24 protein-coding genes are annotated in these 23557 nt (G+C 40.1%); 12 read left to right on the top strand and 12 right to left on the bottom strand.

All coding sequences use genetic code 11. The features are described from left to right. Positions 1-2 precede the first annotated feature (2 nt). Positions 3-437 (top strand): cold shock domain-containing protein, encoded by a 435-nt coding sequence (locus tag SD427_RS05540; protein WP_056217291.1) that lies wholly within the window; start codon positions 3-5, stop codon positions 435-437. Between the two features lie 63 nt (positions 438-500). Here SD427_RS05540 and SD427_RS05545 read toward each other — a convergent pair whose 3' ends face one another. The 7 genes from SD427_RS05545 to SD427_RS05575 form a co-directional block, all read right to left on the bottom strand. Then, on the bottom strand, positions 501-1586 hold the full coding sequence (locus SD427_RS05545; protein ID WP_320560283.1) for a DNA polymerase beta superfamily protein: 1086 nt from the start codon (positions 1584-1586) through the stop codon (positions 501-503). Then, positions 1583-1855 (bottom strand): hypothetical protein, encoded by a 273-nt coding sequence (locus SD427_RS05550; RefSeq protein WP_320560284.1) that lies wholly within the window; start codon positions 1853-1855, stop codon positions 1583-1585. Before SD427_RS05550 ends, SD427_RS05545 begins: the two co-directional genes overlap by 4 nt. 333 nt (positions 1856-2188) lie before the next feature. Next, complete coding sequence (locus SD427_RS05555; RefSeq protein WP_320560285.1) at positions 2189-2935, bottom strand: tRNA(His) guanylyltransferase Thg1 family protein; 747 nt, start codon at positions 2933-2935, stop codon at positions 2189-2191. After that, positions 2925-3359, bottom strand: coding sequence for an AAA family ATPase (locus SD427_RS05560; protein ID WP_320560286.1), 435 nt, complete (start codon positions 3357-3359; stop codon positions 2925-2927). Before SD427_RS05560 ends, SD427_RS05555 begins: the two co-directional genes overlap by 11 nt. A 4-nt stretch (positions 3360-3363) precedes the next feature. Next, a complete protein-coding gene (locus SD427_RS05565) occupies positions 3364-4095 on the bottom strand; it encodes an ATP-grasp domain-containing protein (RefSeq protein WP_320560287.1) in 732 nt (243 codons plus the stop codon). A 188-nt stretch (positions 4096-4283) separates the two neighbouring features. Further along, complete coding sequence (locus tag SD427_RS05570) at positions 4284-4949, bottom strand: SIR2 family NAD-dependent protein deacylase (RefSeq protein WP_320560288.1); 666 nt, start codon at positions 4947-4949, stop codon at positions 4284-4286. Positions 4950-4952: 3 nt separating this feature from the next. Further along, positions 4953-5702 carry a nucleotidyltransferase domain-containing protein gene (locus SD427_RS05575; protein WP_320560289.1) on the bottom strand — a complete coding sequence of 250 codons (750 nt, stop codon included), beginning with the start codon at positions 5700-5702 and terminating at the stop codon, positions 4953-4955. 431 nt (positions 5703-6133) lie between these two features. Here SD427_RS05575 and SD427_RS05580 point away from each other — a divergent pair, with 431 nt between their 5' ends. Continuing rightward, positions 6134-6553, top strand: a complete 420-nt coding sequence (locus SD427_RS05580) for a hypothetical protein (RefSeq protein ID WP_320560290.1) — start codon at positions 6134-6136, stop codon at positions 6551-6553. Between the two features lie 154 nt (positions 6554-6707). On the opposite strand, the gene SD427_RS05585 is transcribed toward SD427_RS05580, so the two are convergent. The 3 genes from SD427_RS05585 to SD427_RS05595 form a co-directional block, all read right to left on the bottom strand. Further along, positions 6708-7031, bottom strand: a complete 324-nt coding sequence (locus SD427_RS05585; RefSeq protein WP_320560291.1) for a hypothetical protein — start codon at positions 7029-7031, stop codon at positions 6708-6710. A gap of 135 nt (positions 7032-7166) precedes the next feature. After that, positions 7167-10106, bottom strand: a complete 2940-nt coding sequence (locus SD427_RS05590) for an ATP-binding protein (RefSeq protein ID WP_320560292.1) — start codon at positions 10104-10106, stop codon at positions 7167-7169. Between the two features lie 81 nt (positions 10107-10187). Further along, positions 10188-11567 carry an RtcB family protein gene (locus tag SD427_RS05595; protein ID WP_320560293.1) on the bottom strand — a complete coding sequence of 460 codons (1380 nt, stop codon included), beginning with the start codon at positions 11565-11567 and terminating at the stop codon, positions 10188-10190. A gap of 97 nt (positions 11568-11664) precedes the next feature. Here SD427_RS05595 and SD427_RS05600 point away from each other — a divergent pair, with 97 nt between their 5' ends. From SD427_RS05600 to SD427_RS05610, 3 genes are all read left to right on the top strand, one after another. Beyond that, a complete protein-coding gene (locus SD427_RS05600) occupies positions 11665-11997 on the top strand; it encodes a HopJ type III effector protein (RefSeq protein ID WP_320560294.1) in 333 nt (110 codons plus the stop codon). Between the two features lie 364 nt (positions 11998-12361). Then, positions 12362-13381 (top strand): WYL domain-containing protein, encoded by a 1020-nt coding sequence (locus SD427_RS05605; protein WP_320560295.1) that lies wholly within the window; start codon positions 12362-12364, stop codon positions 13379-13381. 48 nt (positions 13382-13429) lie between these two features. Beyond that, on the top strand, positions 13430-13570 hold the full coding sequence (locus SD427_RS05610) for a hypothetical protein (protein WP_185116281.1): 141 nt from the start codon (positions 13430-13432) through the stop codon (positions 13568-13570). An 82-nt stretch (positions 13571-13652) separates the two neighbouring features. On the opposite strand, the gene SD427_RS05615 is transcribed toward SD427_RS05610, so the two are convergent. Both SD427_RS05615 and SD427_RS05620 read right to left on the bottom strand, forming a co-directional pair. After that, positions 13653-14837: a DUF1501 domain-containing protein gene (locus SD427_RS05615; RefSeq protein ID WP_320560296.1), complete on the bottom strand. Its 1185-nt coding sequence runs from the start codon at positions 14835-14837 to the stop codon at positions 13653-13655. Between the two features lie 93 nt (positions 14838-14930). Then, complete coding sequence (locus tag SD427_RS05620) at positions 14931-16313, bottom strand: DUF1800 domain-containing protein (protein WP_320560297.1); 1383 nt, start codon at positions 16311-16313, stop codon at positions 14931-14933. Positions 16314-16589: 276 nt separating this feature from the next. Here SD427_RS05620 and SD427_RS05625 point away from each other — a divergent pair, with 276 nt between their 5' ends. From SD427_RS05625 to SD427_RS05655, 7 genes are all read left to right on the top strand, one after another. Further along, a complete protein-coding gene (locus SD427_RS05625) occupies positions 16590-17153 on the top strand; it encodes a transporter (RefSeq protein ID WP_320560298.1) in 564 nt (187 codons plus the stop codon). 112 nt (positions 17154-17265) lie between these two features. Further along, positions 17266-18315 carry a glucokinase gene (locus SD427_RS05630; RefSeq protein ID WP_320560299.1) on the top strand — a complete coding sequence of 350 codons (1050 nt, stop codon included), beginning with the start codon at positions 17266-17268 and terminating at the stop codon, positions 18313-18315. Positions 18316-18480: 165 nt separating this feature from the next. Next, a complete protein-coding gene (locus SD427_RS05635; protein ID WP_320560300.1) occupies positions 18481-19047 on the top strand; it encodes a YceI family protein in 567 nt (188 codons plus the stop codon). 78 nt (positions 19048-19125) lie between these two features. Beyond that, complete coding sequence (locus SD427_RS05640; protein WP_320560301.1) at positions 19126-19752, top strand: YceI family protein; 627 nt, start codon at positions 19126-19128, stop codon at positions 19750-19752. 81 nt (positions 19753-19833) lie between these two features. Then, positions 19834-20475 (top strand): alpha/beta hydrolase, encoded by a 642-nt coding sequence (locus SD427_RS05645; RefSeq protein ID WP_320560302.1) that lies wholly within the window; start codon positions 19834-19836, stop codon positions 20473-20475. Positions 20476-20581: 106 nt separating this feature from the next. Then, positions 20582-21925 (top strand): ammonium transporter, encoded by a 1344-nt coding sequence (locus SD427_RS05650; protein ID WP_320560303.1) that lies wholly within the window; start codon positions 20582-20584, stop codon positions 21923-21925. A 190-nt stretch (positions 21926-22115) separates the two neighbouring features. Further along, positions 22116-23534: an L-serine ammonia-lyase gene (locus tag SD427_RS05655; RefSeq protein ID WP_320560304.1), complete on the top strand. Its 1419-nt coding sequence runs from the start codon at positions 22116-22118 to the stop codon at positions 23532-23534. Positions 23535-23557 lie beyond the last annotated feature (23 nt).

Below are 23557 nucleotides of genomic sequence, written 5' to 3' on the forward strand. Positions count from 1 at the left end.
ATATGGCGGATTCTTTCTCTAAAAAAGAAAATTTCAAGAAAAAAGTTCAAAAAGCAAAAGAGAAAGCTCAGAAGCGTGAAGAACGCAAGACGAGCAACAACAAAGGAAAAGGTCTTGATGACATGTTAATGTACGTAGATGCAAACGGTCAGCTTACCTCAACACCTCCTGATCACGTAGATAAGATTGAAATCGATCTTGACAACATCCAGTTGGGAGCTGCTCCGATTGAAGCAGAAGAAATCAGAAAAACAGGGATTGTTACCTTCTTCAGTGAAAAAGGATATGGTTTCATTACCGAAGACAAATCAAAAGAAAATGTTTTCTTCCACAGCAACAACTGTACGGAGCTTGTGAAGAAAGGGAACAAGGTATCATTTGAAAAAGAAAGATCACCGAAAGGATTTTCTGCGGTTGATATCAAACTGGTTAAATAATTTTATACCATCCATTTTAACAAACATATACATAAAGCTCCCAAACCGGAGCTTTATTTGTTTTTATCCATATCCATACAGTTCTTCCCGGATCTCGATTAAGCGGTGGGTCGTCTTCCAGGGGTCCGGCATTTCCGGCAGCGTGGAAACCGAATGGTAATGTTCAATCGACCGGATGAGGCCTTCAGCCTTTTGCATCACCTGTTCATACGGCCAGTTCCCGGCTTTGATATCCAGCAGTTCATCCCGGTTGTCCACACGGATATTCAGTGCGTTGGTTTTAAAAATCTGCTCGCACGACTGCAGCAGCCGGATCGTATGCATCATGTTCTTGCTGTCATAATTCTGCCCGTGCCGGCTGTTGACATTGTACCGGTCTTCATTGCGCTCTGAAACACATTTCCAATACGCTTTGTAATCTTTGCAGTAAGCAGAGTAGGCGTCCAGGTTGCAGAACAGGTACGCCACCGGCTTTTCTTCTTTCGGGACCGATGACACGGAAACCTGGTTAGCTTCTTCATCCTGCATGATCCCTTTATAATGCAGGTCCCCGGAATGGTCATAAAAAAGCGCATACATTCCCTTGGTATGATCAATGCTTACCAGCCCGCACTGTTCCTGGGAGAGTCCTTTCTGAGTTTCGGAGGAACGGAAGTCGTGCAGCCACTTTTGTAACGGAACCGAACCCTGGCCCTCCAGGACATAACAGAAATCCAGAACGGACTTCCTTTCCTTCTCTACCGGGTTCAGGATTTTTTTATTGAGCCCTTTGGCTTTTTTGATCTGCGAAACGGCATAACCGGCAAACGTATCCTTGCAGAGTTTCGACAGAAAATCTTCCGGTTTCAGCAGATCCATCAACGGATGTTGATGCTGAATACAGTCTTCCGGGCTGGCCAGGACTTCCAGGATATTCGGATTGTTTTTCTGCAGCAGTTCTACAAACCTCCCAATCTCATAATACGTAATGTCATTTGTCTCATTGGAAACCTGCGGCACATAATTCAGCCCGAAGAACTCTTCTTTTGACAGATAGTACACGCCCCGGATATCCGTATCTGATTTTTCCGTGGCGAGCCCGAAAGCGCGGCTGCCGGAGATGGATTCGAGGAGGATGAGGTTGTTGTTTTTTAGGGTTTGGATGGTCATAAATTTTCCTTTTCTTTAATGATAATTTCTCCTTCTGCAATTGGTTTATTGATGCTTGTAAAAACAGGATTGTTACCCTCTTTCCAAGTTTTATTTATATATATCAATGAAAAATATTTATATTTTTCTCTATTTTTTGCATTGAAACTGATGTGAAGAGTATCCTTTTCTTTAGGAGCATATTCAAAATCAAAAACATTTTCTGCAGTTAATTTTGCGATTATATTTTCTATAGAAATTCCATTATTGAAATTTTCTGTAGGAATCATGATTTTGCCTCGCCTGTTTGATTCTTTAGGGCCAAAATATCTCCTTAAAGTCCAAATGTAAATGTTTTTTATTTCATAAATATCTGCTTCGGCACAAGTGCAGAATTGTAATTCAGTATTTGGTATACACATAATAGTTTAATCTAAAAAATGAGATGAAAATCTATTTCCTGGATGTATCCGATAATCGGTGAAACATTATCATCATTCATTGTTACTTCATATTCATTACAGCTAATTCCTTTCAGTATTAAGAAAATATCCTTAAGTTGAGATTCATAATTTAATTTTTTGAAAATCCAGTTTAGAAAATTAATAAAATTTCTGTTGATTTTAGTAATATAAAAACCTGTACTTCAAAAACCTTCTATAATCTTCCCTCATCATCAGTTCTTTTTCCACAAACAACTCATTCCTCAGACAGTCAACTTTCTCTTGGGTTACCGGATTAAAGCCTGTTTTAATTACTTCTTTAGGATAGATGCCAATGCCGCGTTTCTGCCATGACGGGAGCGTGTTGTAATTGATTCCGTATTGAAAAAGCAGTTCGTTTTTACCGGCGTGTGATAGTTTTTCAATCCTTTCCGCCGCTTGTGCTGCATTAAATCCGTTATTCCTTAAAGTCCAGTAACAGTATGCGGAAAGGGAATTCCGGTGAGCATCTTCCTGCCGCCAGCAGAAATAATCCAGCAGCATTTCCTGATTCGGGAAAGCAAGGGTCCGGCAGTCGAAAACGCAGACTTCCTGAAATTGCAGGCTGAAGAAAGCACTGGCTTCCCCCGCCAGAACGGAATTGAATTTCCTCACTTCGTCATCTTTATGAATCAGCAGAGAAATTTCATCACTTTGGGTATAGCCGTACAGCGCGTTAAACCCGATGTTAAAAAGGTGTTTTGTTGTTGCAGTCATCACCTCGCTGAACTTTTCGTCAAAAGGTTTTTCCAGTGAAAGTTTTTCCTTGGTCAGTTTCGTAAAGCCTTTTCCGTCCAGTCTTACGACGATAAAGTTTTCCGGAAGGATGTACTGTTCTGCAAGGCTTTCGTTTTTCCGCATTAAAGTTTCAATGTGTTCAAATTTCATAGCTGCTGATTTCAAATGTATTATTTACGGTTTTCACACTGAATATTTTGTCAAACCCTTCCGTGAACAAAGGTTTTTCCAATGCTTTGTATTTTGCTTTGATTCCGATTTCATTGATGGGGTCTGTTCTGTTTTTATTCCTTTCGAGACAATCCTGAACATTGCTTTCAAAATAATAACCGGTGATTTCATATCGGTTCCGCTGAGCAAGATGTATGTATTTTCTTCTGCTTTCTGCCGTTACGTTGGTATTGTCGATTACCATTTTAGATTGGGTTTCAAAACCGTACTGCAGCAGTTTTCCTTCCTTATTCCGTGTATTCAGCAGATCCATGCTGATCCTGATGTGCGAATTGAAAAAAAGCTCCTTGTAAAAGGAACTTTTTCCGCTGGCGGGAATCCCGGCGAAGATGATCATTTCCATACATTTAATTTTTAATACAGCTTTTTACAATTACTTCCAGCGCTTTTTCCGCATCGCAGGCATATAAGCCTGAACACCACGCAGGATTCGCTTCAATCAAAGCCCAGCCTTTTCCTTTAATGATCCCGAAATCCAGGACAATGGCAGCAGGCAGCGTTTTGGCATACCGCTGCATAAAATCATTGAAAAATTCATACATTTCCTTTTGTTCGGTTTCCGAAAGCGGACCGGTATCAAAAGCGTTGTTCCGCCAATAGGAAGAATGGGTTTTTACTTCACCATTCAGGACAAAACACCGCACTTCAAATTCCCATTCCACCACTTCGGAAGTAAAGACCATAATTTCCGGATCCAGGGAATCAAAACCTCTGATGTTCTTCACCTGGTCAAAAACCCCGGCTTTAAAGCTTTTAAAATCAGAACACTTAATGAACATATTTTCTTCATGCACAAAATCCTTTAACGGGCCGTAAGAAATTTTACGTTTTGTATATGTTTCCGAAATCGTTGAAAGCCAGTCGTCATCAGGTTTGGTTAATGTAAGACCGCACTGTTCCGCCACAATCTCCGCGTAAATATCTTCACCATACACGGCAATCACATCATCACGGAATGCTTCAGGGACATCCCATTTTGCATTGAAGCGGTTCAGCTCGTAAGGTGAATTGAGTGATGCTTTTTTCAGGATATTGCTGTCATCGGTGTATATCGGGGACAGGGCGATGAGATTTTTCATAACGTCAGTTTTTAATGTACCTTTTATGGTATCACTTTTTCTATTATTTCTTTTATTTTAGCTAAAGTATCTCCCGCTTTCCCCTTTAGAAGCATATATTTTTTGGTTCTGGAAAATCGTTTGAAGAAATAGCTGTCTTCTTCAGTATTTATTTCCACTAGGTAACCGCCGTATTGCAGGACGGTTTCTCAAATCATTTGCGGTAAGGTCGTTGCTCCTGCCGTTCCGATGATAAAAAGAATGCCTGTATTTTTTGCCGCTCTTAATGCAGAATCCAGGAAGTACATTTTTTCATTATACGATTCGTCAAACCATAGGGTATTAGGCCGCAGCCAGTCTCCGCAGTCCGGGCAGCGAAGCAGTTCAAGATCCTTTGCTGTAAGGTCTTCGGTAAGCTCTTTGGATTTTATTTCCGAAGGGAACGGCATGATACCGCAGCATTCCGAAGCACACCGAACGGTCTGTTTGTTTCCATGGATCTCAAATATATTTTTGCTTCCTGCTTTTTTGTGGAGGCCGTCTATGTTCTGGGTAATCAGCTGAAATTTATCATTCAGTAATTTTTCTATCTCGGCTAATGTGAGATGTCCCTGACCGGGATCTGCCGCATCAATCAGTTTTTTCCAGAATAAATTGTATTGCCAGACTTCTTCCTGGTTTTGGCTGAAATATTCATGAGTTCCAAATTCTTCAGGCTTATGGTATTTTGTTCCTTTTATCCAGATCCCGTCGCTTCCACGATAAGTAGGCAGTCCGCTTTCAGAAGAAATCCCGGCACCGGTGAGGAAAGTAAAAAGATTTCTTTTTTCCTTTTTGTAGTTTTCCTGTATAAGTATTTCTAAAGCTGTTTCCATTGATTATAAATTTATGATTTCCCTAAAAACCCTTTCCATCTCGTTTTTATCCGCGTTTCCTGCTTTCAGGCCCTTTGCCCGTTCTTCATTCTCCTTTATCATTTCCTCCAGGAACCCGAAAAGTTCCCAGTCATTCGGATGGACATACGATTCTCCTTTAGTGGCTTTTAGAGCGACCAGGTTTTCTATTTTAGACCTTGTGAAGCCATCTGTCAATACCAGAAGCTCACTGAACATCACCGGCGAAACCGTTCCTTTTTCAAGGATCCATCTTGTAGTCAGCGCAGTACGGAGGCAGTAAAAATAACTTTTTAATTTCACTTCGTCATGCCGGCAGGCTTCCAGGTATTTTTTACTCATGCTCAAATAGTGGTAGGAAACCGCTATCGGGGAAAAGCAGGCGTCCGCCAGAGGTTTGAACAGTTCGTAAAACTTTTCGTTCTTCACATAGACTATTGGCGAGTAGAACCAGCTCAGCAGAGCGGCATTCGATTTCAGCAAAAGATGAAAAGTCTTCCGCAGGTCCCATCCGGAACCGTCCAGGTCGTCTTCCGTCATGAATTCTATGGTTTCATCTTTGTCCCACGGCAAAAGGTACCAGTCTTTTTCGTGACGGTAGATAAAGCGTATATCATAATCGCTGTCAGGGGAGGCAAAGCCCCAGGCCCGGCTTCCTGATTCTACGGCCAGCAATATTTCTATGCCGCGTTTTTCTTCGGTTTCTCTCAGTTTTTCCAGTATTTTCGGTGTCATTGTTTTTAATTTTATGGTACAAAATAAGATTCAGCCTGCGCAATCTTTTTACGCAGGCTGAATTTTTTATTTGTTGTGCTTAAACAAGCAGATTTTTCCTCCGGATCTGCTTGTTTTAAAGAAGCAAAGATTTTGGAAAAGATTACGGATAGGTCTTCGCTTTATCAGATCAGCAAGCTGATTTAGTTTTTGTTCTTATTCATTATACAGACAGAAGAGAAAAAATTTGCTTTAAATTATTTTAATCTTTCTGACACGTAATAACAATCTGAGAATTTACATGAAACTGTCTTTCTCCGTCTTATTTAAAGGAAAAAATCAAAATATATCCCATCTTTATAGAAGACAATTTTTATTATAAATCAAAACATCTGAATATTTTGTACGATAATTGTATTTAATGTAACATCACCAATCTAAATGATAATAATATGAAAAATTTAATTGCAGCAGCATTTATAGCAGGAGGTTTAATCACGGTGTCTGCACAGACTACACCCAGTACCGGAACAATGAACGGCAACAGCACGCTGAATACCGGTGCAGGAACCCTGAATACCGGAACCAAAGGTACATTAAACGGTAATGGTACGCTAAATAACGGAACCACCGGAACCCTGAACAGTAGTGGTACCCTGAACTCCGGAACCAATACTACATTAAACAGTAACAGTACGCTGAATACCGGAACCATGAATAATAATGGTATGCTGAATACCGGAACCAACAGTAACGGTACAACAAACACCGGAGTAGGAACTTTAAAAACCGGAACCAACAGTACTGTGAAATATGGAACTACCGGTACATTAAATACCAGCGGAACCATGAATAACGGTGCTCCTAAATAAAAAACTACCGGAACATAAATAATTAAAGTAACCGGTAAGCATAAAAAATCCTGAAAGTCCAGACCTTCAGGATTTTTTATGTATTCCTAAGAACTTGTTCAATTTAGTTTTAGGATATGTAGCCTTATATTAAATCTTTTCTGATCTAAGTCGGTTATATGAAAATTCCTGTGAAGCTGTCTTTCTCCAGCTTATCCAGAGAAAAATCAAAATCGGCTTCTTCTTTCAGGGAAACAATTTCCGCACCCGGTTCCTGAACCAGATGATTAAAGGAAACCGTTCCGTACCATTGCTGATACGGGGAGCTAGTTGCCATCGCGGAAACTTTGGAATCCCCTGAGGCGTACGAATGCACTGTGCCGAAATTCAGCAATACGAAACATTGTCTTCTGTATTTCGGCAGTAAAATTCCCAAAACCGTCTGCTTCTGAACGGAGCTGCACTTGGCTTCCGCAAAAATGTTGTCCGGGTTCATCATATAAGGGGGTCTTTTGCTGGCGCAAGCGTCTCGCTTGTGACCGCTGTATTTATTGGCAATGGGTACGAACGAGACGATCGCACCAGCGGGGGGGTATAAGTTGGAAAGCGCGGATTGCAAATCCGCATTACTGGTTTATTCAGCACTATTTGTCATAGTATTATCTGCCTTTGAAGTTAAAGAATCTAATGAAAATTCTTCTACAAACTCATCATATGCTTTAATTATATCATCTTTAGTTGTTGTTTTGTCAAATCTATTCTCAAAAACCCAATCGTAAACCTTATCATTTAAAACAACTGAGACACTATATCTATTTTCTCTTTCGTCATCACAATTTTCTATTACTACAAATGGAGAGGCCATTTTTGGATATTCAAAATCTATAATGTGACTTACATGAAAATGATATAAATACGGAAGTTTAGAATCAGTTTTTAATTGTAATTTATTATATCTTTTCAAACAAGGAATTATTTTTCTTGATGATCTATTCCAACTAATTGATTTTTTATACATTTCCACGTATTTTTCCGAAGGGAAAAACTCATTTCCATTATTTATCAAATCAAATTCAATATCATTCAAATATCTATTTCCATCTACCACGAAGTTTTTAACCGCTTTAATCTCTTTTTCAATCAGAGAAAAAATTAAAGCGGATATGGGAGAATTTACACTTTGATTAGATGATGTAATTGTCAAATGAGTATTATCAAGTGAATAGATATCTGTAGATGGATAATGGTTTCCCTCATTAAATATGAACTTAATTGTTTTCGTTCTATTAATTAAATCTTCCAAGTTCATTTTTGATCCGTCAGAAAATTCTATTTCAAAATTTTTCCATTGCTGGAATTGTGATAAATTGAAGTCAATTAAAAAATCATTTTCATTTTGATATAATTTTAAAAACATGCTTGCGATTTGTTTTTCTTTTTCTTCAATAAATATTTCTTTAAATTTTTCTGTTATCAAATTAAAGCAACTTATTAGAATTTCATCAGATAAATCATTTAAAGCTTCTGATTTAATTTTATTTCTATTTAATGTTAATATCTTATTAGCTTTCTGTTTATGAATATTGATGTCTAAAGCGATAAAAGGTAAACGACTAAATTTAGCTTCAACATGTTGATTCTTATAAAACGTTACTATATCGTTATATGTTAAGTTTGTGGAAATATTTATCTCTAGTGAATTGTTTTTTTCAAAAAACTTGAAATAGTTCTCTTCGTTTTTCAAAAAGTCATGTTGTTTCGAATTTATAAATAATTTTATAGGTATAATTGAAGCATTTTCAAATTCTAATATTTCATCTATAATCATTCCCAAATTGATGTCAAGTGAATCATTGGTCAATGGATCAAAATTACGAGCAATACTTAGTGCGTTGTTATGTTTATTTTTTATTGACCAATTTTGTGGAATTGCATCTGTTTTGTAAGCTATAGTTATAATAGAGCCAGGTTTTATACTATGGTTTGTTTTTTTCTTTTGAATCAAAACAGCTCCATCTTTGATACTGTTGGGACTATGCAATTCTATTCTCTGAAATTCTTCAGTAAAATAACTTTTTGTTTCAATAACAACTTCGTCTGTCAACATGAAAATGCTTTGAAAGCCTATACCAAATATTCCTGAAGGTCTAAGCCATTCTGGCATTTGGTCTACTATACTAACTTTTTTTCTGTTCTTAGAAGAACTACCTGTATTCATTAAGTATTTTAAATCTTCTGTAGAAATACCAGTGCCATTATCTTTTATGCTTATTAAAGATAGTTTTTCATTACCTATAACTTCTTTTTCTTCAATAGATACTTCGATTGGATAATTTTGTAGAAACTTAAAAAAGTTTTCATCTTGCGGAGTTTTAAATTCATGATCATCTTTATGCTCTAACCAAATTCGAATCAGGGTGGAATCTACTGCATTTTGTAATAGTTCTCTGATTGATTGATAGGCATGCTCATATAAGCCTGCTCCTTGGAGAAGTGATAGTGCTTTGTCAGTGTCAACCGAAAATTTTGGTTTCTTTTTACCATCTAAGTATTCATATTTATCTAACTCTACTTTTAAAGTTCCAATTGTTGGAAGGTATCCAAAATCCTTAAAGGGAATAATGTCATTCCAGTTAATCATTTGTGCTCTTATCTCAGAATCTATGTAATTAAACCAATGCTGAGTAATATTTGCTACATCATAATCATTACATTTTGCAAAAACTTCTATTTTTTGATTGTCAACTCTAAAAGATTCAATTGAAAGATGTTTGGTTTTATGATTTAGTGTATCTATAGGTATTTTACTTAATGTTCTTAGCATAACTTCAGAAAAACGATTATTATCTAAATCTAATAAATCACCTATTCTAAGCATACATGCGATTAGTCTCGGATGTGCATCTTCAACGTCAATACCTACTTCAGAAATGGGCAGTTTCATAACATCGTCAAAATCTTTTGTATGAGAAGAACAGATATCCCCAAGTATTTTAAATATACGATTTGGGATTACTCCTCTTGGTGTAGCTAAAGATACTTCACGCGTAGGATTTAAAATTATTTCTTTTGATCTATCAGAATGGGATCTCCGGAAAAATTCGGCTAGTATAAATTTTATTCCATCATGATACTCTAAGTTTAATTCATCGTGTTTATACTTGATTTTATTATTCGCAATTTCAAACTGATCTGCAAATTCATGTAAACCATTCTTTGAATCTTCCTGTAGATCTTTGAAGAAATCTAAAAATTCATTAGAGGTTAATGCTTTAACTAATTCATCACTTGTAACAACCATTCCTAAATCATGGCTATAACTTGCCTCAAGAATCAACCATAAATCTATTGCAGACAACTTTTTTATATTTTCAAATCCAATAACACGAACAATATTATTGATTATAGTTTCTGAATGAGATTCATCATGAAGGCTATAATGTGGGAATAAATTAGAAACAGCATTTAATGCGGATGGAATTATTTTTTTATCATAATTCCAATGTGCAAAAAGAATATCACTTTGTTTACCTAAAGTTTTGCTATATAGTAGCTCTTCAATTTCTTTTATCATAAGTTTGCTTTTTTTCAAAAGTACCATTAATTCGATAAAAAATTCAAGATATAATAAACTATTATGCTTTGAATTTCCTAATTATTTTTTAAACTTCTTTTTTTTCTTCCACGGTGCATTCTTCTGGACATCGCCCGCCATAATACATCCGTACGGCATTACCTCATCCAGTACTTCACACAATCCGTATTCCTCAATCTGTGCTCTCACATTTTTCGCGCTTTTATAAGCAGTCGGAAGCTCAGAAATATCAATTTCATTGGAGAAGAAACGGATATCCAGCCCTTGGGTTTCCTCGGTGAAGACTTCCTCGATGGTTTTATGGGCCAATGACCTTTTATGCTGGCTTCTGCTGAAATTCCTTCCCGCTCCGTGCGGTGCAAAACCAAGGTTTCTTGCATTGGTGGTTCCCTGAACGATCAGCACAGGCTCAGCCATATTTAAAGGAATCAGCCTCGGTCCGGTAATATCCGGTAAAAACTTATCGTCCAGTGGCGTGGCTCCTTTTGCGTGGTAGAACAGGTCGCCGTCTTTGAAGACAAAGTTATGCTCGTTCCAGTATCGATCCTGTTTTTCCGTTTCCATTTTGTTTAGAACCGCATCGTGGATCGAAGTATGGTTTTCCTTGGTCCATGCTCTGATCAGCTGCAAAGCTTCCCAGTATGATTGTCCTTCTTCCGTATCGTAAGGGATCCATGCATTTTCTTTTAGTGTTTCCGGTGAAATTTCCATTCTGAAACGGTTGGCCACCTTCATTCCTTTATCGTACAGCGCAGCGCCCGGAGCCCTTGACCCGTGATGGGTTACCAGCATGGTATTCCCTGTATTTCTGGAGGTTCCCACAAACAGGAAATGATTTCCGTCCCCCTGCGTCCCCATATGGGAACGGGCAATGCTGATTAGCTTTTCATCATTCAGGAAATCATTTTTCCTGAAGGCATTCATCAGCTCCTGGGACATCTCCATCTGTTCCCCTCTCGGCCTTCCTCCGTATCCGAAATGCGTCACCGAATGGGCGGCATCCAGAACTTCTTTGGGGTCAGCTTTCCCCATATCGGTCAGCATCACCGAACAGCAGATATCCGCACTATGGAATCCCGGGTGGATCGCATTTTTTGCCACCACGACGCCTCCCACGGGAATATGGCCTGCCGGGCCTGTCGGACACGCATCCGGCATGATGGCACCTTCTACAAGGGTAGGGGTTTTCATCAGCATACTCATGGTGGTGATTACTTTTTCCACATTATCCTGCTCGCTTTCGTGTTCAGCCCTGATGTTGATGATAAAATCTTTCGCCTTTTCATGAAGCGGAATAAGTTCCGGCTGCCTGAACTGTTGCAGGTATTCGCGGATCTGGTGTTCGTCCAGTTTATTTTCGTTGATATGCGCAATGGCTTCCTTAAACCATTTTGCTGACCTATACCCTAATTCAATTAAGTGGTTTCCGTTAAATTCCATGTTTTCTTCTATTTTATAATGCAAAGTAAAGGTGCAAGTGTGCAATGTTTTTGCGCAGATCAGATTAATTTGATTATTTTTGATAAAATTTTTAAAAATGCTATTGGAACAGATAAAAAACGCTCCTGAGACCATCCGGTTTGAAGAAGTGATTGCTTATATTGATGAACAGTATGATTTCACACCGACCCGGTTTACCAACGGAAACACCGTTAATGAAGCAGGTCAGAACAACGGCTCCTGCAAAGTGTTCAGCTTCGGAAAATTAAATAACCTGAATGAAGAAGAAGTATTAAGCCTTTTCGGTGATTTTTACCGGGAAGACGTCCTGAAAAACCCTGAAGGGACAGACCATCTGAATATCAGGAACTTTATGAAGGCCGGCTGGGCCGGGATTTCTTTTGACGGGGAAGCTCTGCATAAGAAATAGGCTTCTAAATAACTGCCAGAGCAGTCTCTTCATAATGATTTGAGAACCGATTGAATAATTAATCTATTCATTGATTGAATGCTTCCCTGGTAAGGATGCGGTCTCATCGTTATTTCAAGATTAATACGCTGCAGACCTTTGCCTTTGCCATGACCATCAGTCATCGACTGAAAACCGGGAAATACTGAATTACCACTTCATTTTGCGTGAGGGATGCGTAAGGTCCGACGGGAAGGAGGAGTTTATGCGCGGCGCGGAGCGCCGCGCATAAACCGTAACAAAGTGAAGTCTGAAGCAGCCCGGCCCGAAGCTGCAGAGATTTAGCCCGGAAACGAGGGACACGCCCTGATAAAAAAATAAAACCATGTCATCCAATAAAAATGCCCTGATCCGCTATAAAACGCTGGACAAATGCCTGAAAAACAAATACCGGAAATACACGCTGGAAGATCTGATCGATGAATGTTCCGAAGCCTTATTTGAATTTGAAGGAAAAGAATCTTTCGTGAGCAAACGGACCATACAGCTGGACCTGCAGAATATGCGCAGCGAGAAGTTCGGCTATGAGGCCCCGATTGAAGTATATGAAAAAAGATACTACCGCTACAGTGATCCTGAATACAGCATCCATAATATTTCCGTCAATGAAAGCGACCTGAAAGCGATGAATAATGCGGTGCAGATTTTAAAGCAGTTCAAAGATTTTTCGATGTTCAAGGAAATGAACGGGGTAATTCAGAAGCTGGAAGATTCTATCCATGCCCGGAGCCCGAAATCGATTATACACCTCGACAAAAATGAAAAACTGAAAGGACTGGAGCATATCGATATCCTCTATGAAGCCATCCTGAATAAAAGAGTGCTTAATATTGTCTATAAAAGCTTCAAGGCCAAAGAATCCGATTGCTACATCGTCCATCCGCAGTTGCTGAAAGAATACAACAACCGCTGGTTCCTGATCTGCTGGTGCAAGAATAAGATGTATACCCTTGCATTAGACAGGATAGAAACGATTGCTGTTGAAGAAAAAATTAACTATATTGATAAGGATTTTGATTCTGACCGATATTTCGGGGAAGTGATCGGCGTTACGGTTTCTGAAACACAGCGCCCGCAGAATGTCCTTTTTAAAATCAATGCGAAGCATGCACCGTACGTAACGACAAAACCTTTCCACCATTCCCAGGAAATCATGGCGGAAGATGAAAGCGGAACCACGTTTAAGATCTGCGTGCAGCTGAATTTTGAATTGGAACGAATGATATTGGGCCTCGGGGAGTTCATCACCGTGCTTAATCCGGAAAAGCTCAGGAACCGGATTGAAAAAAGCCTGCAGGAGGCCTGCCGGAACTACCACCGGGAAGATCCTGAAAAGCAGGGATGATACAATGGCTCAGAAATTGTATTAACGGAATTATAAAATATAACAATTATGAAATCAAGAATACTGAAAGCAGTAATAGCTGTAGTAGCGCCTTTGGTGATCGAATTTATTATTAAGAAAATCGCTGAGAAATTCGATGAAAAGCCGGCAGCAGATAAAAAACAGATTCCGGTACATAACTGGGAGTAATTCAATTTAAGATGATATAAAAGAGGCTGTTGTTTTCAACAGTCTCTTTTTATTTTGTAGTTTATCAGGTAATTAAACAGTCCTAAATGAAATCATAAATCCCGTTTTTCCATCCCAGCACTTTGGAAGCATCTGCTTTCAGCCAGTTTTTAAGAATGGTGGCATATACTTTCCGGAAGTCTTCGGAATAAATCAGATCGCCTTCATTTAAATCAGTCAGCTCAGGGAGCGGGTTTAACAGTCCTTTTTTCTTCAATCCGCCGCTGATGAAAAACATCTGGTTGGCGGTTCCGTGATCGGTCCCGTTGCTGGCATTCTGGGCAACCCGCCTCCCAAATTCCGAAAAGGTCATCAGAAGGATATCATCAAACAGCCCGCTGCTTTTCATATCGGCCACAAAAGACCGTACCGCTTCATTGATGTCGCCGAAAAGTTTCTGCTGCCTTTCGTTCTGGTTCACGTGCGTATCAAAGCTTCCTACAGAAAGGTAATATACTCTGGTATTAATGTCCGATTTTATCAGGGAAGCCACGGTTTTAAAATCCTTGCCTAACTGGGAATCTGGATACCCCTGTTCCGTTTTTTTGGCTTTGCTTTTTTCAAAAATATAACCCGCATTGTTGATGGTGGATCCTAATGTCTGGTATAAATAGGAAACCGTTTCATCTTCATGGTGATGGTCATACAAAGACTTGAAGTATTTTTCCTGACTGGTCTGGTACAGCCTTTTCGGATCTTTGAAAGCAAAGGCTTTATTATTTTCACCTTTTAAGGCCAGGCTCAGCATATCATCCACTTCCAGTGCCTGGGTCGGGTGGTCGCAGCGGTAGCATTCTTCATCCAGAAACCTTCCGATCCAGCCTGTTTCAAGGTATTCGTCGCTTTTGCTTGCAGAATGCCAGATGTCCATGCTTCGGAAATGCGATTTGTCAGGATCCGGATACCCGACATTGTTCATCACTGAAAGCTCACCGTTGTCATGCAGTTCTTTAAAATAGGAAAGCGCAGGGTTGATTCCCGTCTCATCATTCAATGATAAAGAATCTTTAATCGAAATGCTGTTCCTTTCTTTAAAATAAATATCATTCCGTACCGGGATGATGGTGTTCAGCCCGTCATTTCCACCGGTAAACTGGAGCACCACCAGGATTTTCCGGTTCGGTTCCAGGGCTTCGTCAAAAGTCAGGGCTTGCAGGAAATTCGGCATCAGCAAGGAAGCTGTGGCCAGTGAACTTATTTTAAGGAATTCTCTTCTTTTGATTAACATAAAGTCAGGTTTTAGGTTAGAGATATCAGGTTGCTGTTGTACAGTTGTACTTTAATGGATTGATCGGTTTAAATCTGCCATCTGCCGCCTGAATTACATCAGCTGATATTCCGGAGTTGACATGATGTTGATGACGTTCATTTTCAAACTGTTGTCTGAGAAATTCTTCACGGAATCCATATCCAGTGATTTTGAGTTCTGAATGAGGTATTCTTCAACCCGCCTGCCTTCAAAAACTTTTTCAACCCGCGCCCAATCAATGGTAATATTGGGGTTTTTGAAAGTTTTGTTTAAAGCAGTTTCACGGGATTTCAGCCCCATGTCGATATCATCGTCCGGTCTCGGGGAATATTCCAGCGGCCGTAAGCCTGACCAGATCTGGGGAATCTGAAGCCTCAGCATGAGTGTAGAGCTGTCAATCCATGATTTTCCGCTGGGCCACCCGGCCACATTCGGCGGATAAAGGAGCATCTGACCCAATAATTTCTGGTAAACGATCAGGTTTTCAGGATTCCGGATGTCCATCGGAAGCGTCCTCATCATCCCGGCCATGAGTTCAATCGGTGATTTTATCCTGTTACCGATATTTTTCGCCTCATAAAACCAGGAGCTTGAGAAAATCTCAGTCATCAGCTTCCTGATATCGTAATCGGACCGGTAAAAGTTTTCACTCAGCTTTTTAATAATATTTTCATCAGGTATTTCATTGACAAAGAACCTGTAGATCTTTGCCGTGATAAACCGTGAAGCTGCTTCCTGTTCCAGAATGACGTTCAAGGCATCGGTACCGGTAAGGTTGCCGGTTTTTCCGAGAAATGTTTTTAAACCTTCATCATGGAGTTTCTTTCTTTCCGTAAAGTTCCCTTCCTTGTCATAGCCCCATCCGGTAAAAGCCCTGGCGCCTTCCCTGATGTCTTTTTCGGTATAGTTTCCACGTCCCAGTGTGAAAAGTTCCATCACTTCACGCGCAAAATTTTCATTGGGGTGGTCTTTTTTGTTCTGCTGGTTATTCAGGAAACTAAGCATTGCGGGAGCCTGGCTCACTTCAAAAAGCAGGTCTTTGAAATTTCCAAGTGCATGCTTCCGGATGATGTTCAGTATCTGCCTGTTGAATCTGGGGTTCTGTACCCTTGACGCAAAATGCCCATGCCAGAAAAATGCCATTTTTTCCCTCAGCTGTTCCCGGCTGTTTACTATTTTGCCGAGAAAATTAAGGTTCAGTTCCTCATTCTGCCGGCGGTTGATCTTCTGCATCTGCTTTTTCTTTTCGGCAGGAGACTGATCATTCATATAATCAGCTGTATCTGTATCAGAGCCTTCATAGGTAATTTCTGTAAATGCTTCTTCCTTCATCAGATCTCCCAGCATTGTTTCCGTATCTTTAGAAGCAAGGTCTTCAAACTGGCTGATGCCTGCCCCGAAACCTGCCCGCCAGAGAAGATGTTTATTATTAATGAATAACAGTGATGGTTTCATACAGATATTTATATTTTGATGTTTTCAGAGGTCGAAGGTTAAAATTAATAACGGTTAACAATCGTTAATCGTATTGTTTTCTGTCTTATTTTAATCACTGTAAATCACAACATCACAAAGCGGCTCAACTTCTGAAAAATATTAAACGGGCATTTGAATTTTAATGATTTGATTATCATTATTTTATAGGGTTAACCGCTGTTAAAGTTGATGATAAGGCTTCCGTTGGCACGATTTTTACATCTGTCAGCTTAGTAAATTTTAAAAATCAGAAGTATGAAAATGTTTAAGCAGGCGATAGTAGCAGCCGGACTTTTAACAGCTGGTGCGGTGGGTGCTCAGAGTACACAGATGAACAATATGATCAAGGTAGGAGCTAATGTTGGTCTGGCGGTTCCTTCAGATAACCTTTCTGCTGCGGTAGGAGTAGATGTAGCTTATCAGAACCTTATTACACCGGGCTTCGGACTGGGTATTGCCACAGGATACAGTCATTATTTCGGAAAAGAAAATAACGGATATGATAACAATGATGTAGGGGTAGTTCCTGTAGCAGCTTTGATCAGAATTTATCCTAAACAGATGGGATTCTATTTCGGTACAGACTTAGGGTACGGGTTTTTAGTAGGTGATGATAAGGTAGCTGCAAATTCTGCCATGGACAGACCGAACGGAGGTTTTTACATCAAGCCTGAAATCGGATATCATAATAAGGACTGGAATTTCTTTGTACAGTACCAGAAGGTATTTGTAGGAGATAACGGTGATATGCCCAACCAGGATTACAATGTAGGTAACATCGGAGTAGGGTTTTCTTACAATATTCCATTAGGAAAATAGTTAGATTCTATATAAACAATTATTAAACAAGCCTTTTCGATTTTTTGAAAAGGTTTTTTACTTACAGCGGGCATTTAAAAAAGTATTATTATATTTGATAAAATTTGAGGTTATGATTTTGAATCCAAAATTTCCACTTTATTTACCGGGAGTAAAAAACGGTAGCAATGATAATGTTTCTATCATTAGCGCAAACCTTCGTGAAGACATTACAACTTTAGGCTATTTCGTTTCCGGTAACGGAGGTCTTGAGATTAAAATCCAACAGAATTATCCTACCAAAGAATATGCTTCTTTTTCAGATATTTTAAAAAAATTTATTGAGGATAACAGTCTGAACAATGTAAAAAGACTCGGCATGGCAGTTCCCGGCCCTGTGCTTAACGGAAAAAGCCGACCGGAAAGATTGGGATGGGATCTCGATATGGAAGAATATTCCAGGGATTTCGGATTTGAAAAAGTTGATATGCTGAATGACCAGGAAGCTTCGGCTTACGGAATGGCGCTTCTTGAAGACAATGATCTTGACCCGATTTACACCAGCGGACACCTGGAAAAAGGAAATGTTGCCATCCTGGCACCGGGTAATGGGTTAGGTGAAGCCGGATATTTCTTTGACGGGAAATACCTGAGGCCATTTGCTTCCGAAGGAGGGCATTCCGAATTTTCTCCGAGAACCACCGTTGAGGTAGAGTTTTACCAGTTCCTTAATAATCTCTACGGGATTGTAAGCTGGGAAAATGTATTGTCTAAATCCGGCCTCTTTAATATTTACAGATTCTTAAGGGACGTTAAAAGACATCCGGAACCGGAATGGCTGGCAGAAAAAATCAATAATGGGAATTTCGTTCAGGAAATTTACAAAGCAGCCATGGAAGATGATGTGCTGATCTGTAAGATTGCCCTGGATACCTTCCTGGAATTTCTGGCAAGAGAAGCCAATAACCTGACCTTAAAGCTTAAAGCAACCGGCGGACTGTTGATATCGGGAGATATCCCTCAGGAAATCAGGACTTATATCAACAAAGATAAATTTTACGAAAAATATAAGATCAGCGATAAGATGGAAGAGATGCTTAAAAACATCCCGATCTACCTGATCAGGCAGGATCAGACCGCGCTCAACGGCGCAGCACTGTATACTGCTTATTATCAGGATTAAATACATCAGGCTCCGGTTTATCCGGAGTTTTTTTATGTATATCAGCCGATGCAGTGGTATCATTTATAAAAATAATCGTATTTATTGATGTACATCAAGGCCACCTTTCAAAACAGTTGATTACATTTGCAGCAGTAAACAATAAATACATAACTTTTATTTCAAATGAAAAAAATATTCTTATTAGCAGTATTGGCCGGCGGGCTGGCTTTCGGACAGGTGAAGAAAGTAACAGGTTCAGACGTTCAGTGGTGGGGGTATAAGATTGCAAAATCTGAAGCCAGTTCCCACAACGGAACAGTAAAAGTAAAATCCGGGGAAATGGTGATGAAAGGAAACCAGCTGGTCGGAGGTACTTTCGTACTGGACATGACTTCCATCAACGCTACCGACCTTACCGGTGAATATCAGCAGAAGCTGAACGGGCACCTTAAAAACGGCGATTTCTTCGAAGTTGAAAAGTTTCCTACAGCAGCCTTCAAAATTACAGGAGTAAAGAAAAACAATGATAAAGTGTATACTTCATTAGTATCCGGTAACCTGACGGTTAAAGGAAAAACCAATGCAGTTTCTTTCCCTGCTAAAATCACATATGCGAACGGAACTGTAACCCTGGCTTCAAAGAAATTTACAATAGACAGACAGAAATTTGATGTTACCTATAAGTCTTCCATGCAGGATGTCCTTGTGAAAGATGATATCGATATGATGGTAAAAGTAACAGCAAAATAATTTAATCAAAAAAAGATTGTTAAAAGTGTAGAAGTTCTGCACTTTTTTTTATTTTTGTTGAATTGTAAATAAAAAAGAATGAAAAGATTACTATTGTTTGCTATGATGTGCATCAGCATGTCATTTGTTTTCGCGCAGAAGAAAGGAGATAAGGTGGTAAAAGTAACCTCATCGGAAATCAGATGGTGGGGATATAAAGTGGTAAAAACGGTTCCTACATCACATTCAGGAACGGTAAAGCTGAAAAGCGGAAAATTCACTTTTGATAAAACGGTTCTGGTAGACGGTGAATTTGTCATTGATATGAAATCAATCATGGCAGGGGACGTTTCAGATGAAGATCAGGTAAAACTGACGAACGATCTTAAAAGCACCAACTTCTTCGAGGTTAAAAAATTCCCTCTTGCGAAATTTCACTTAACAAAAATTATTCCTCTGGCAAACAGCGAATACAACTCTACAGTATATGGGGATATTACGATCAAAGGGGTAAGGAAAACCATTACCTTTCCTGCAAACGTATATATCACTCAGTTCACGGTAGTAATTGAATCTGCCAAGTTCTCATTGAACAGAAGAGATTTCAAGGTATTCTACCAGTCTTCACTGAAAGATTACTTTATCAAAAACGAAATGGATATCCAGTTCAAGCTTTCAACGGAAAAGCTGGACAATGAAAACAGGGCTCCTAAAAAGAAAGGATAACATATCGGTTCTTTAAAATATAACGAGCGGTTCTTTCGGGGACCGCTTATTTTTTTGCCTGATTTTCTTTAAATTCGTAAGATGAAAATTTATGTCGTAAGCGGCCTTGGCGCAGATTTTACCGTGCTGGAAAAAATTCAGTTCCCGCAACACCATGAAGTTGTTTTTATTGACTGGCTGATTCCCATGCAGAAAGAAGGGTTCACGGATTATGTAAAAAGGATGGCCGGAAAGATTGACGGTTCAGAGCCGTTTTACCTGTTAGGATATTCATTCGGCGGAATTATCGTGCAGGAAATCCATAAAATAAAGCCTGCCCGGAAAGTGGTTATTCTTGGAAGTATAAAATCCGACAGGGAAAAGTCTAGGCTGATAAGGACCGGGCAGATCACCAGAATCCCGAAGATACTGCCTTTGAGCCTGTTCAATGACAAGGCCGCCAACATTTATGGTGTAGTCAGAAAACTTTTTGATCCCAAGAACCCTAAGCTGCTGCAGTATTTTAAGGTACGGGATCCCTACTACCTTAAATGGTCGGTTGAAAAAATATCAGACTGGAAATGTGAGGAAAATCCGGATGTCATTCAGGTGCTCGGAGACCTTGACATTGTTTTTCCAATCAAAAACTCCAGACCTGATCATATTATCAAAGGGGGTACCCACCTTTTTCCGGCAACAAAATGGAAGGAAGTGTCTGAAATTTTAGGGGATGTATTTAAATAATCTATAATTAATTCAAATTAAACATAAATTTATAGGGGTATTTTTGTAAATAATATTTTTTTATTAAAAATTATGTTTACTTTTGAAGGGGTAAATTTAATTTTTTATGAAAGTAGGATTAAAATGGATCGTTTCATTCTCAATAATAACACTGGTAGCCATCGGTGGATTGTTCTGGAGTCCTGCTGTTGATTTTCCGGATACAGGAGAATTTCTGCCAGAAGATAACATCGTAGGTGCAGATGTCGCATGGATTTTGGCAGCGGCAGGCCTTGTTTTACTGATGACTCCCGGCCTTTCATTTTTTTACGGAGGAATGGTGGGAAAGAAAAATGTAATTTCTACCATGCTTCAGAGTTTTATTGCGTTGGGGGTAATTTCTATTCTATGGGTAGTTATTGGTTTCTCGCTTTCCTTTGGAGATTCAATCGGCTTTACGGTGGATGGCGAACATTACGGAATCATCGGCAATCCCTTAAGTTATCCGTTTTTCAGCAGGGTAGGGGTGCTGCCTCACAAAGCAATGGCTTCAACCATTCCGTTTGTTCTTTTTGCCCTGTTCCAGATGAAATTTGCTGTCATCACTCCGGCTTTGATTACAGGATCTTTTGCCGAAAGGGTACGCTTTGTCTCTTATCTTTTGTTTATGGTGCTTTTCAGCATTTTTATCTATACACCGCTTTGCCATATGGTCTGGCATCCGGACGGTTTACTGAACAAATATTTCGGGGTTAAGGATTTTGCCGGCGGGACCGTTGTTCACATGAGTGCCGGTTTTGCCGCACTGGCAGGTGCTCTGGTAGTAGGAAACCGTAAAAAGCCGCACCATGAGCCGTCAAATATTTCTTATGTATTACTGGGAACGGGAATGCTCTGGTTTGGCTGGTTCGGGTTTAATGCAGGCTCTGCCTTAAGTGCCAATGCAACGGCAGCCATGGCCTTCGGGACTACGACAATCGCTTCGGGTTCGGCAATGATGACCTGGATCTTTTTTGACCGGATCAACGGCAGGAAGATTTCTGCTTTGGGCGCATGTATCGGGGCTGTTGTAGGCCTCGTAGCAATTACGCCGGGCTGTGGTTTCGTATCAATCCCGGAAAGTATTTTCATCGGTTTTGTCGCTGCCATTGTCTCGAACCTGATGGTAAACTGGGAAAAGCTTAAGAAAATTGACGATACCCTGGATGTTTTTGCCTGTCATGGTGTCGGCGGAATTATGGGAATGATCTTAACGGCTATTTTTGCACACGGTGAAAATGCAAGCCTTCTTCACGGCGGTATTGACGTTTTTGCACACCACATGATGGCTTTGTTTCTCGTGTCGTTATTTGCTTTTTTCGGATCATTGGCCTTATATAAGATTACCGATAAGATCATCACGCTCAGGGTTTCTGAAGAGTCTGAAGATCTCGGTCTGGACATTTCCCAGCATGAAGAGCGGCTTTCTTAAATGAATATGAATGTTGCTTCATAGGCGAATAAAAACTTAGAAGTAAAACAAATTGAAAGTCTATATAAAATAAGTTTATCTACAGTGTTCATATAGTTTAATTCGGGCCGGGGGTGATTTTTCATCTCCGGTTTTTGCATTTCGATTTATCGTGTATCTTTGCGTTTAGGAAAAATGTAGGATTTTCTTTATGGAGTCAATATCTGTTTTTGAAATTATTAAGGTTGGGATCGGCCCTTCAAGCTCACACACCATGGGCCCATGGAATGCCGCTTCAGCCTTTATCAGGATTATAAAGAGGGAAAGGTCGGTAGCCGAGGTGAAAGAGGTCTTTCTTGAGTTTTTCGGTTCCCTGGCGAAAACCGGGATCGGGCACGGAACGGACATTGCCGGCATGCTGGGCCTGAACGGCGAGGATTTTAAGACCATCAACACTTCAAAAATTGATGAGAAAGTAGAACATATAAAAAATACCCAAATCCTGAATCTGGGCGGCGAGAAGGAAATCCCTTTTATTTATGGATATCATTTGGTTTTAAACATGCAGAAATCGCTTGATTTCCATCCGAACGGGATGATCTTCAGGGCTGTTTTTGAAGACGGGACCGAACTTGTGCAGGACTTTTATTCTGTTGGCGGAGGCTTTATTGCAAGCCAGGAAAAAAACTCCATAGAGAAACACTGCGTGCGCACGCTTTATCCGTGCCACAGATCTTCGGATATTGTAAAGTATTGTCAGAAGCTGGGATTTGATAAAATTTCAGACCTGATTTTTATTAATGAAGAAAGCTGGAGAACCAAGGAGGAAACCAGGCAGGAGGCACTTTATATCTGGCAGCAGATCAAAGAATGTATTTATAAAGGCGTAAATAAAGAAGGAATTCTTCCGGGAGGACTGAATGTTACCCGAAGAGCTGCCGGAATAAACAGGAAGCTGCTGGGCGAGAAGATTTATAAAAATAAAGACGAGTGGTTTCAGCAGGTGGTTGATGCAGAGGAAAACTTCACCAACATCAATAAATGGATCTCCTGTTTCGCTTTGGCCGTGAATGAAGAAAATGCAAGCTTCGGGAGAATCATTACCGCGCCTACCAATGGCGCAAGCGGTGTGATTCCTGCAGTGCTGATGTACGCCCAGGCCTTTACCCAGGCAACCAGTGAAGATGACATTGTACGGTTTCTGCTGGTAGCCGGCGAAATCGGGACTTTATTCAAGAAAAACGCGACCATTTCCGCAGCCATGGGCGGCTGTCAGGCAGAAGTCGGGGTGTCTTCGGCAATGGCGGCGGCCGGCCTTACGGAGATTCTTGGCGGAAGCGTCGGCCAGGTACTGATGGCCGCAGAAATTGCAATGGAGCATCACTTAGGATTGACCTGTGACCCGATCAGGGGCCTGGTGCAGATTCCCTGTATCGAACGGAATACCATGGGTGCCATCAAAGCCATTACGGCTGCCAATATCGCATTGGAAAGCGACCCTGCAAAAGCAAAAGTAACGCTGGATGAGGTGATCCAGACGATGTGGGAAACCGCACTTGCAATGAGCGACCGTTTCAAGGAAACTTCCGAAGGCGGGCTGGCCATTGCCGTGAACGTTCCTGAATGCTAACTGGAAAAAATTAATTCAAAATA

Source organism: Chryseobacterium sp. JJR-5R (genome assembly GCF_034047335.1).
Taxonomy (GTDB): domain Bacteria; phylum Bacteroidota; class Bacteroidia; order Flavobacteriales; family Weeksellaceae; genus Chryseobacterium.

Bases quoted from the DNA above. Each gene is read 5' to 3' on its own strand.
- SD427_RS05540 (WP_056217291.1), top strand. From the start codon at position 3: ATGGCGGATTCTTTCTCTAAAAAAGAAAATTTCAAGAAAAAAGTTCAA.
- SD427_RS05545 (WP_320560283.1), bottom strand. From the start codon at position 1,586: ATGACCATCCAAACCCTAAAAAACAACAACCTCATCCTCCTCGAATCC.
- SD427_RS05550 (WP_320560284.1), bottom strand. From the start codon at position 1,855: ATGATTCCTACAGAAAATTTCAATAATGGAATTTCTATAGAAAATATA.
- SD427_RS05555 (WP_320560285.1), bottom strand. From the start codon at position 2,935: ATGAAATTTGAACACATTGAAACTTTAATGCGGAAAAACGAAAGCCTT.
- SD427_RS05560 (WP_320560286.1), bottom strand. From the start codon at position 3,359: ATGGAAATGATCATCTTCGCCGGGATTCCCGCCAGCGGAAAAAGTTCC.
- SD427_RS05565 (WP_320560287.1), bottom strand. From the start codon at position 4,095: ATGAAAAATCTCATCGCCCTGTCCCCGATATACACCGATGACAGCAAT.
- SD427_RS05570 (WP_320560288.1), bottom strand. From the start codon at position 4,949: ATGGAAACAGCTTTAGAAATACTTATACAGGAAAACTACAAAAAGGAA.
- SD427_RS05575 (WP_320560289.1), bottom strand. From the start codon at position 5,702: ATGACACCGAAAATACTGGAAAAACTGAGAGAAACCGAAGAAAAACGC.
- SD427_RS05580 (WP_320560290.1), top strand. From the start codon at position 6,134: ATGAAAAATTTAATTGCAGCAGCATTTATAGCAGGAGGTTTAATCACG.
- SD427_RS05585 (WP_320560291.1), bottom strand. From the start codon at position 7,031: ATGATGAACCCGGACAACATTTTTGCGGAAGCCAAGTGCAGCTCCGTT.
- SD427_RS05590 (WP_320560292.1), bottom strand. From the start codon at position 10,106: ATGATAAAAGAAATTGAAGAGCTACTATATAGCAAAACTTTAGGTAAA.
- SD427_RS05595 (WP_320560293.1), bottom strand. From the start codon at position 11,567: ATGGAATTTAACGGAAACCACTTAATTGAATTAGGGTATAGGTCAGCA.
- SD427_RS05600 (WP_320560294.1), top strand. From the start codon at position 11,665: ATGCTATTGGAACAGATAAAAAACGCTCCTGAGACCATCCGGTTTGAA.
- SD427_RS05605 (WP_320560295.1), top strand. From the start codon at position 12,362: ATGTCATCCAATAAAAATGCCCTGATCCGCTATAAAACGCTGGACAAA.
- SD427_RS05610 (WP_185116281.1), top strand. From the start codon at position 13,430: ATGAAATCAAGAATACTGAAAGCAGTAATAGCTGTAGTAGCGCCTTTG.
- SD427_RS05615 (WP_320560296.1), bottom strand. From the start codon at position 14,837: ATGTTAATCAAAAGAAGAGAATTCCTTAAAATAAGTTCACTGGCCACA.
- SD427_RS05620 (WP_320560297.1), bottom strand. From the start codon at position 16,313: ATGAAACCATCACTGTTATTCATTAATAATAAACATCTTCTCTGGCGG.
- SD427_RS05625 (WP_320560298.1), top strand. From the start codon at position 16,590: ATGAAAATGTTTAAGCAGGCGATAGTAGCAGCCGGACTTTTAACAGCT.
- SD427_RS05630 (WP_320560299.1), top strand. From the start codon at position 17,266: ATGATTTTGAATCCAAAATTTCCACTTTATTTACCGGGAGTAAAAAAC.
- SD427_RS05635 (WP_320560300.1), top strand. From the start codon at position 18,481: ATGAAAAAAATATTCTTATTAGCAGTATTGGCCGGCGGGCTGGCTTTC.
- SD427_RS05640 (WP_320560301.1), top strand. From the start codon at position 19,126: ATGAAAAGATTACTATTGTTTGCTATGATGTGCATCAGCATGTCATTT.
- SD427_RS05645 (WP_320560302.1), top strand. From the start codon at position 19,834: ATGAAAATTTATGTCGTAAGCGGCCTTGGCGCAGATTTTACCGTGCTG.
- SD427_RS05650 (WP_320560303.1), top strand. From the start codon at position 20,582: ATGAAAGTAGGATTAAAATGGATCGTTTCATTCTCAATAATAACACTG.
- SD427_RS05655 (WP_320560304.1), top strand. From the start codon at position 22,116: ATGGAGTCAATATCTGTTTTTGAAATTATTAAGGTTGGGATCGGCCCT.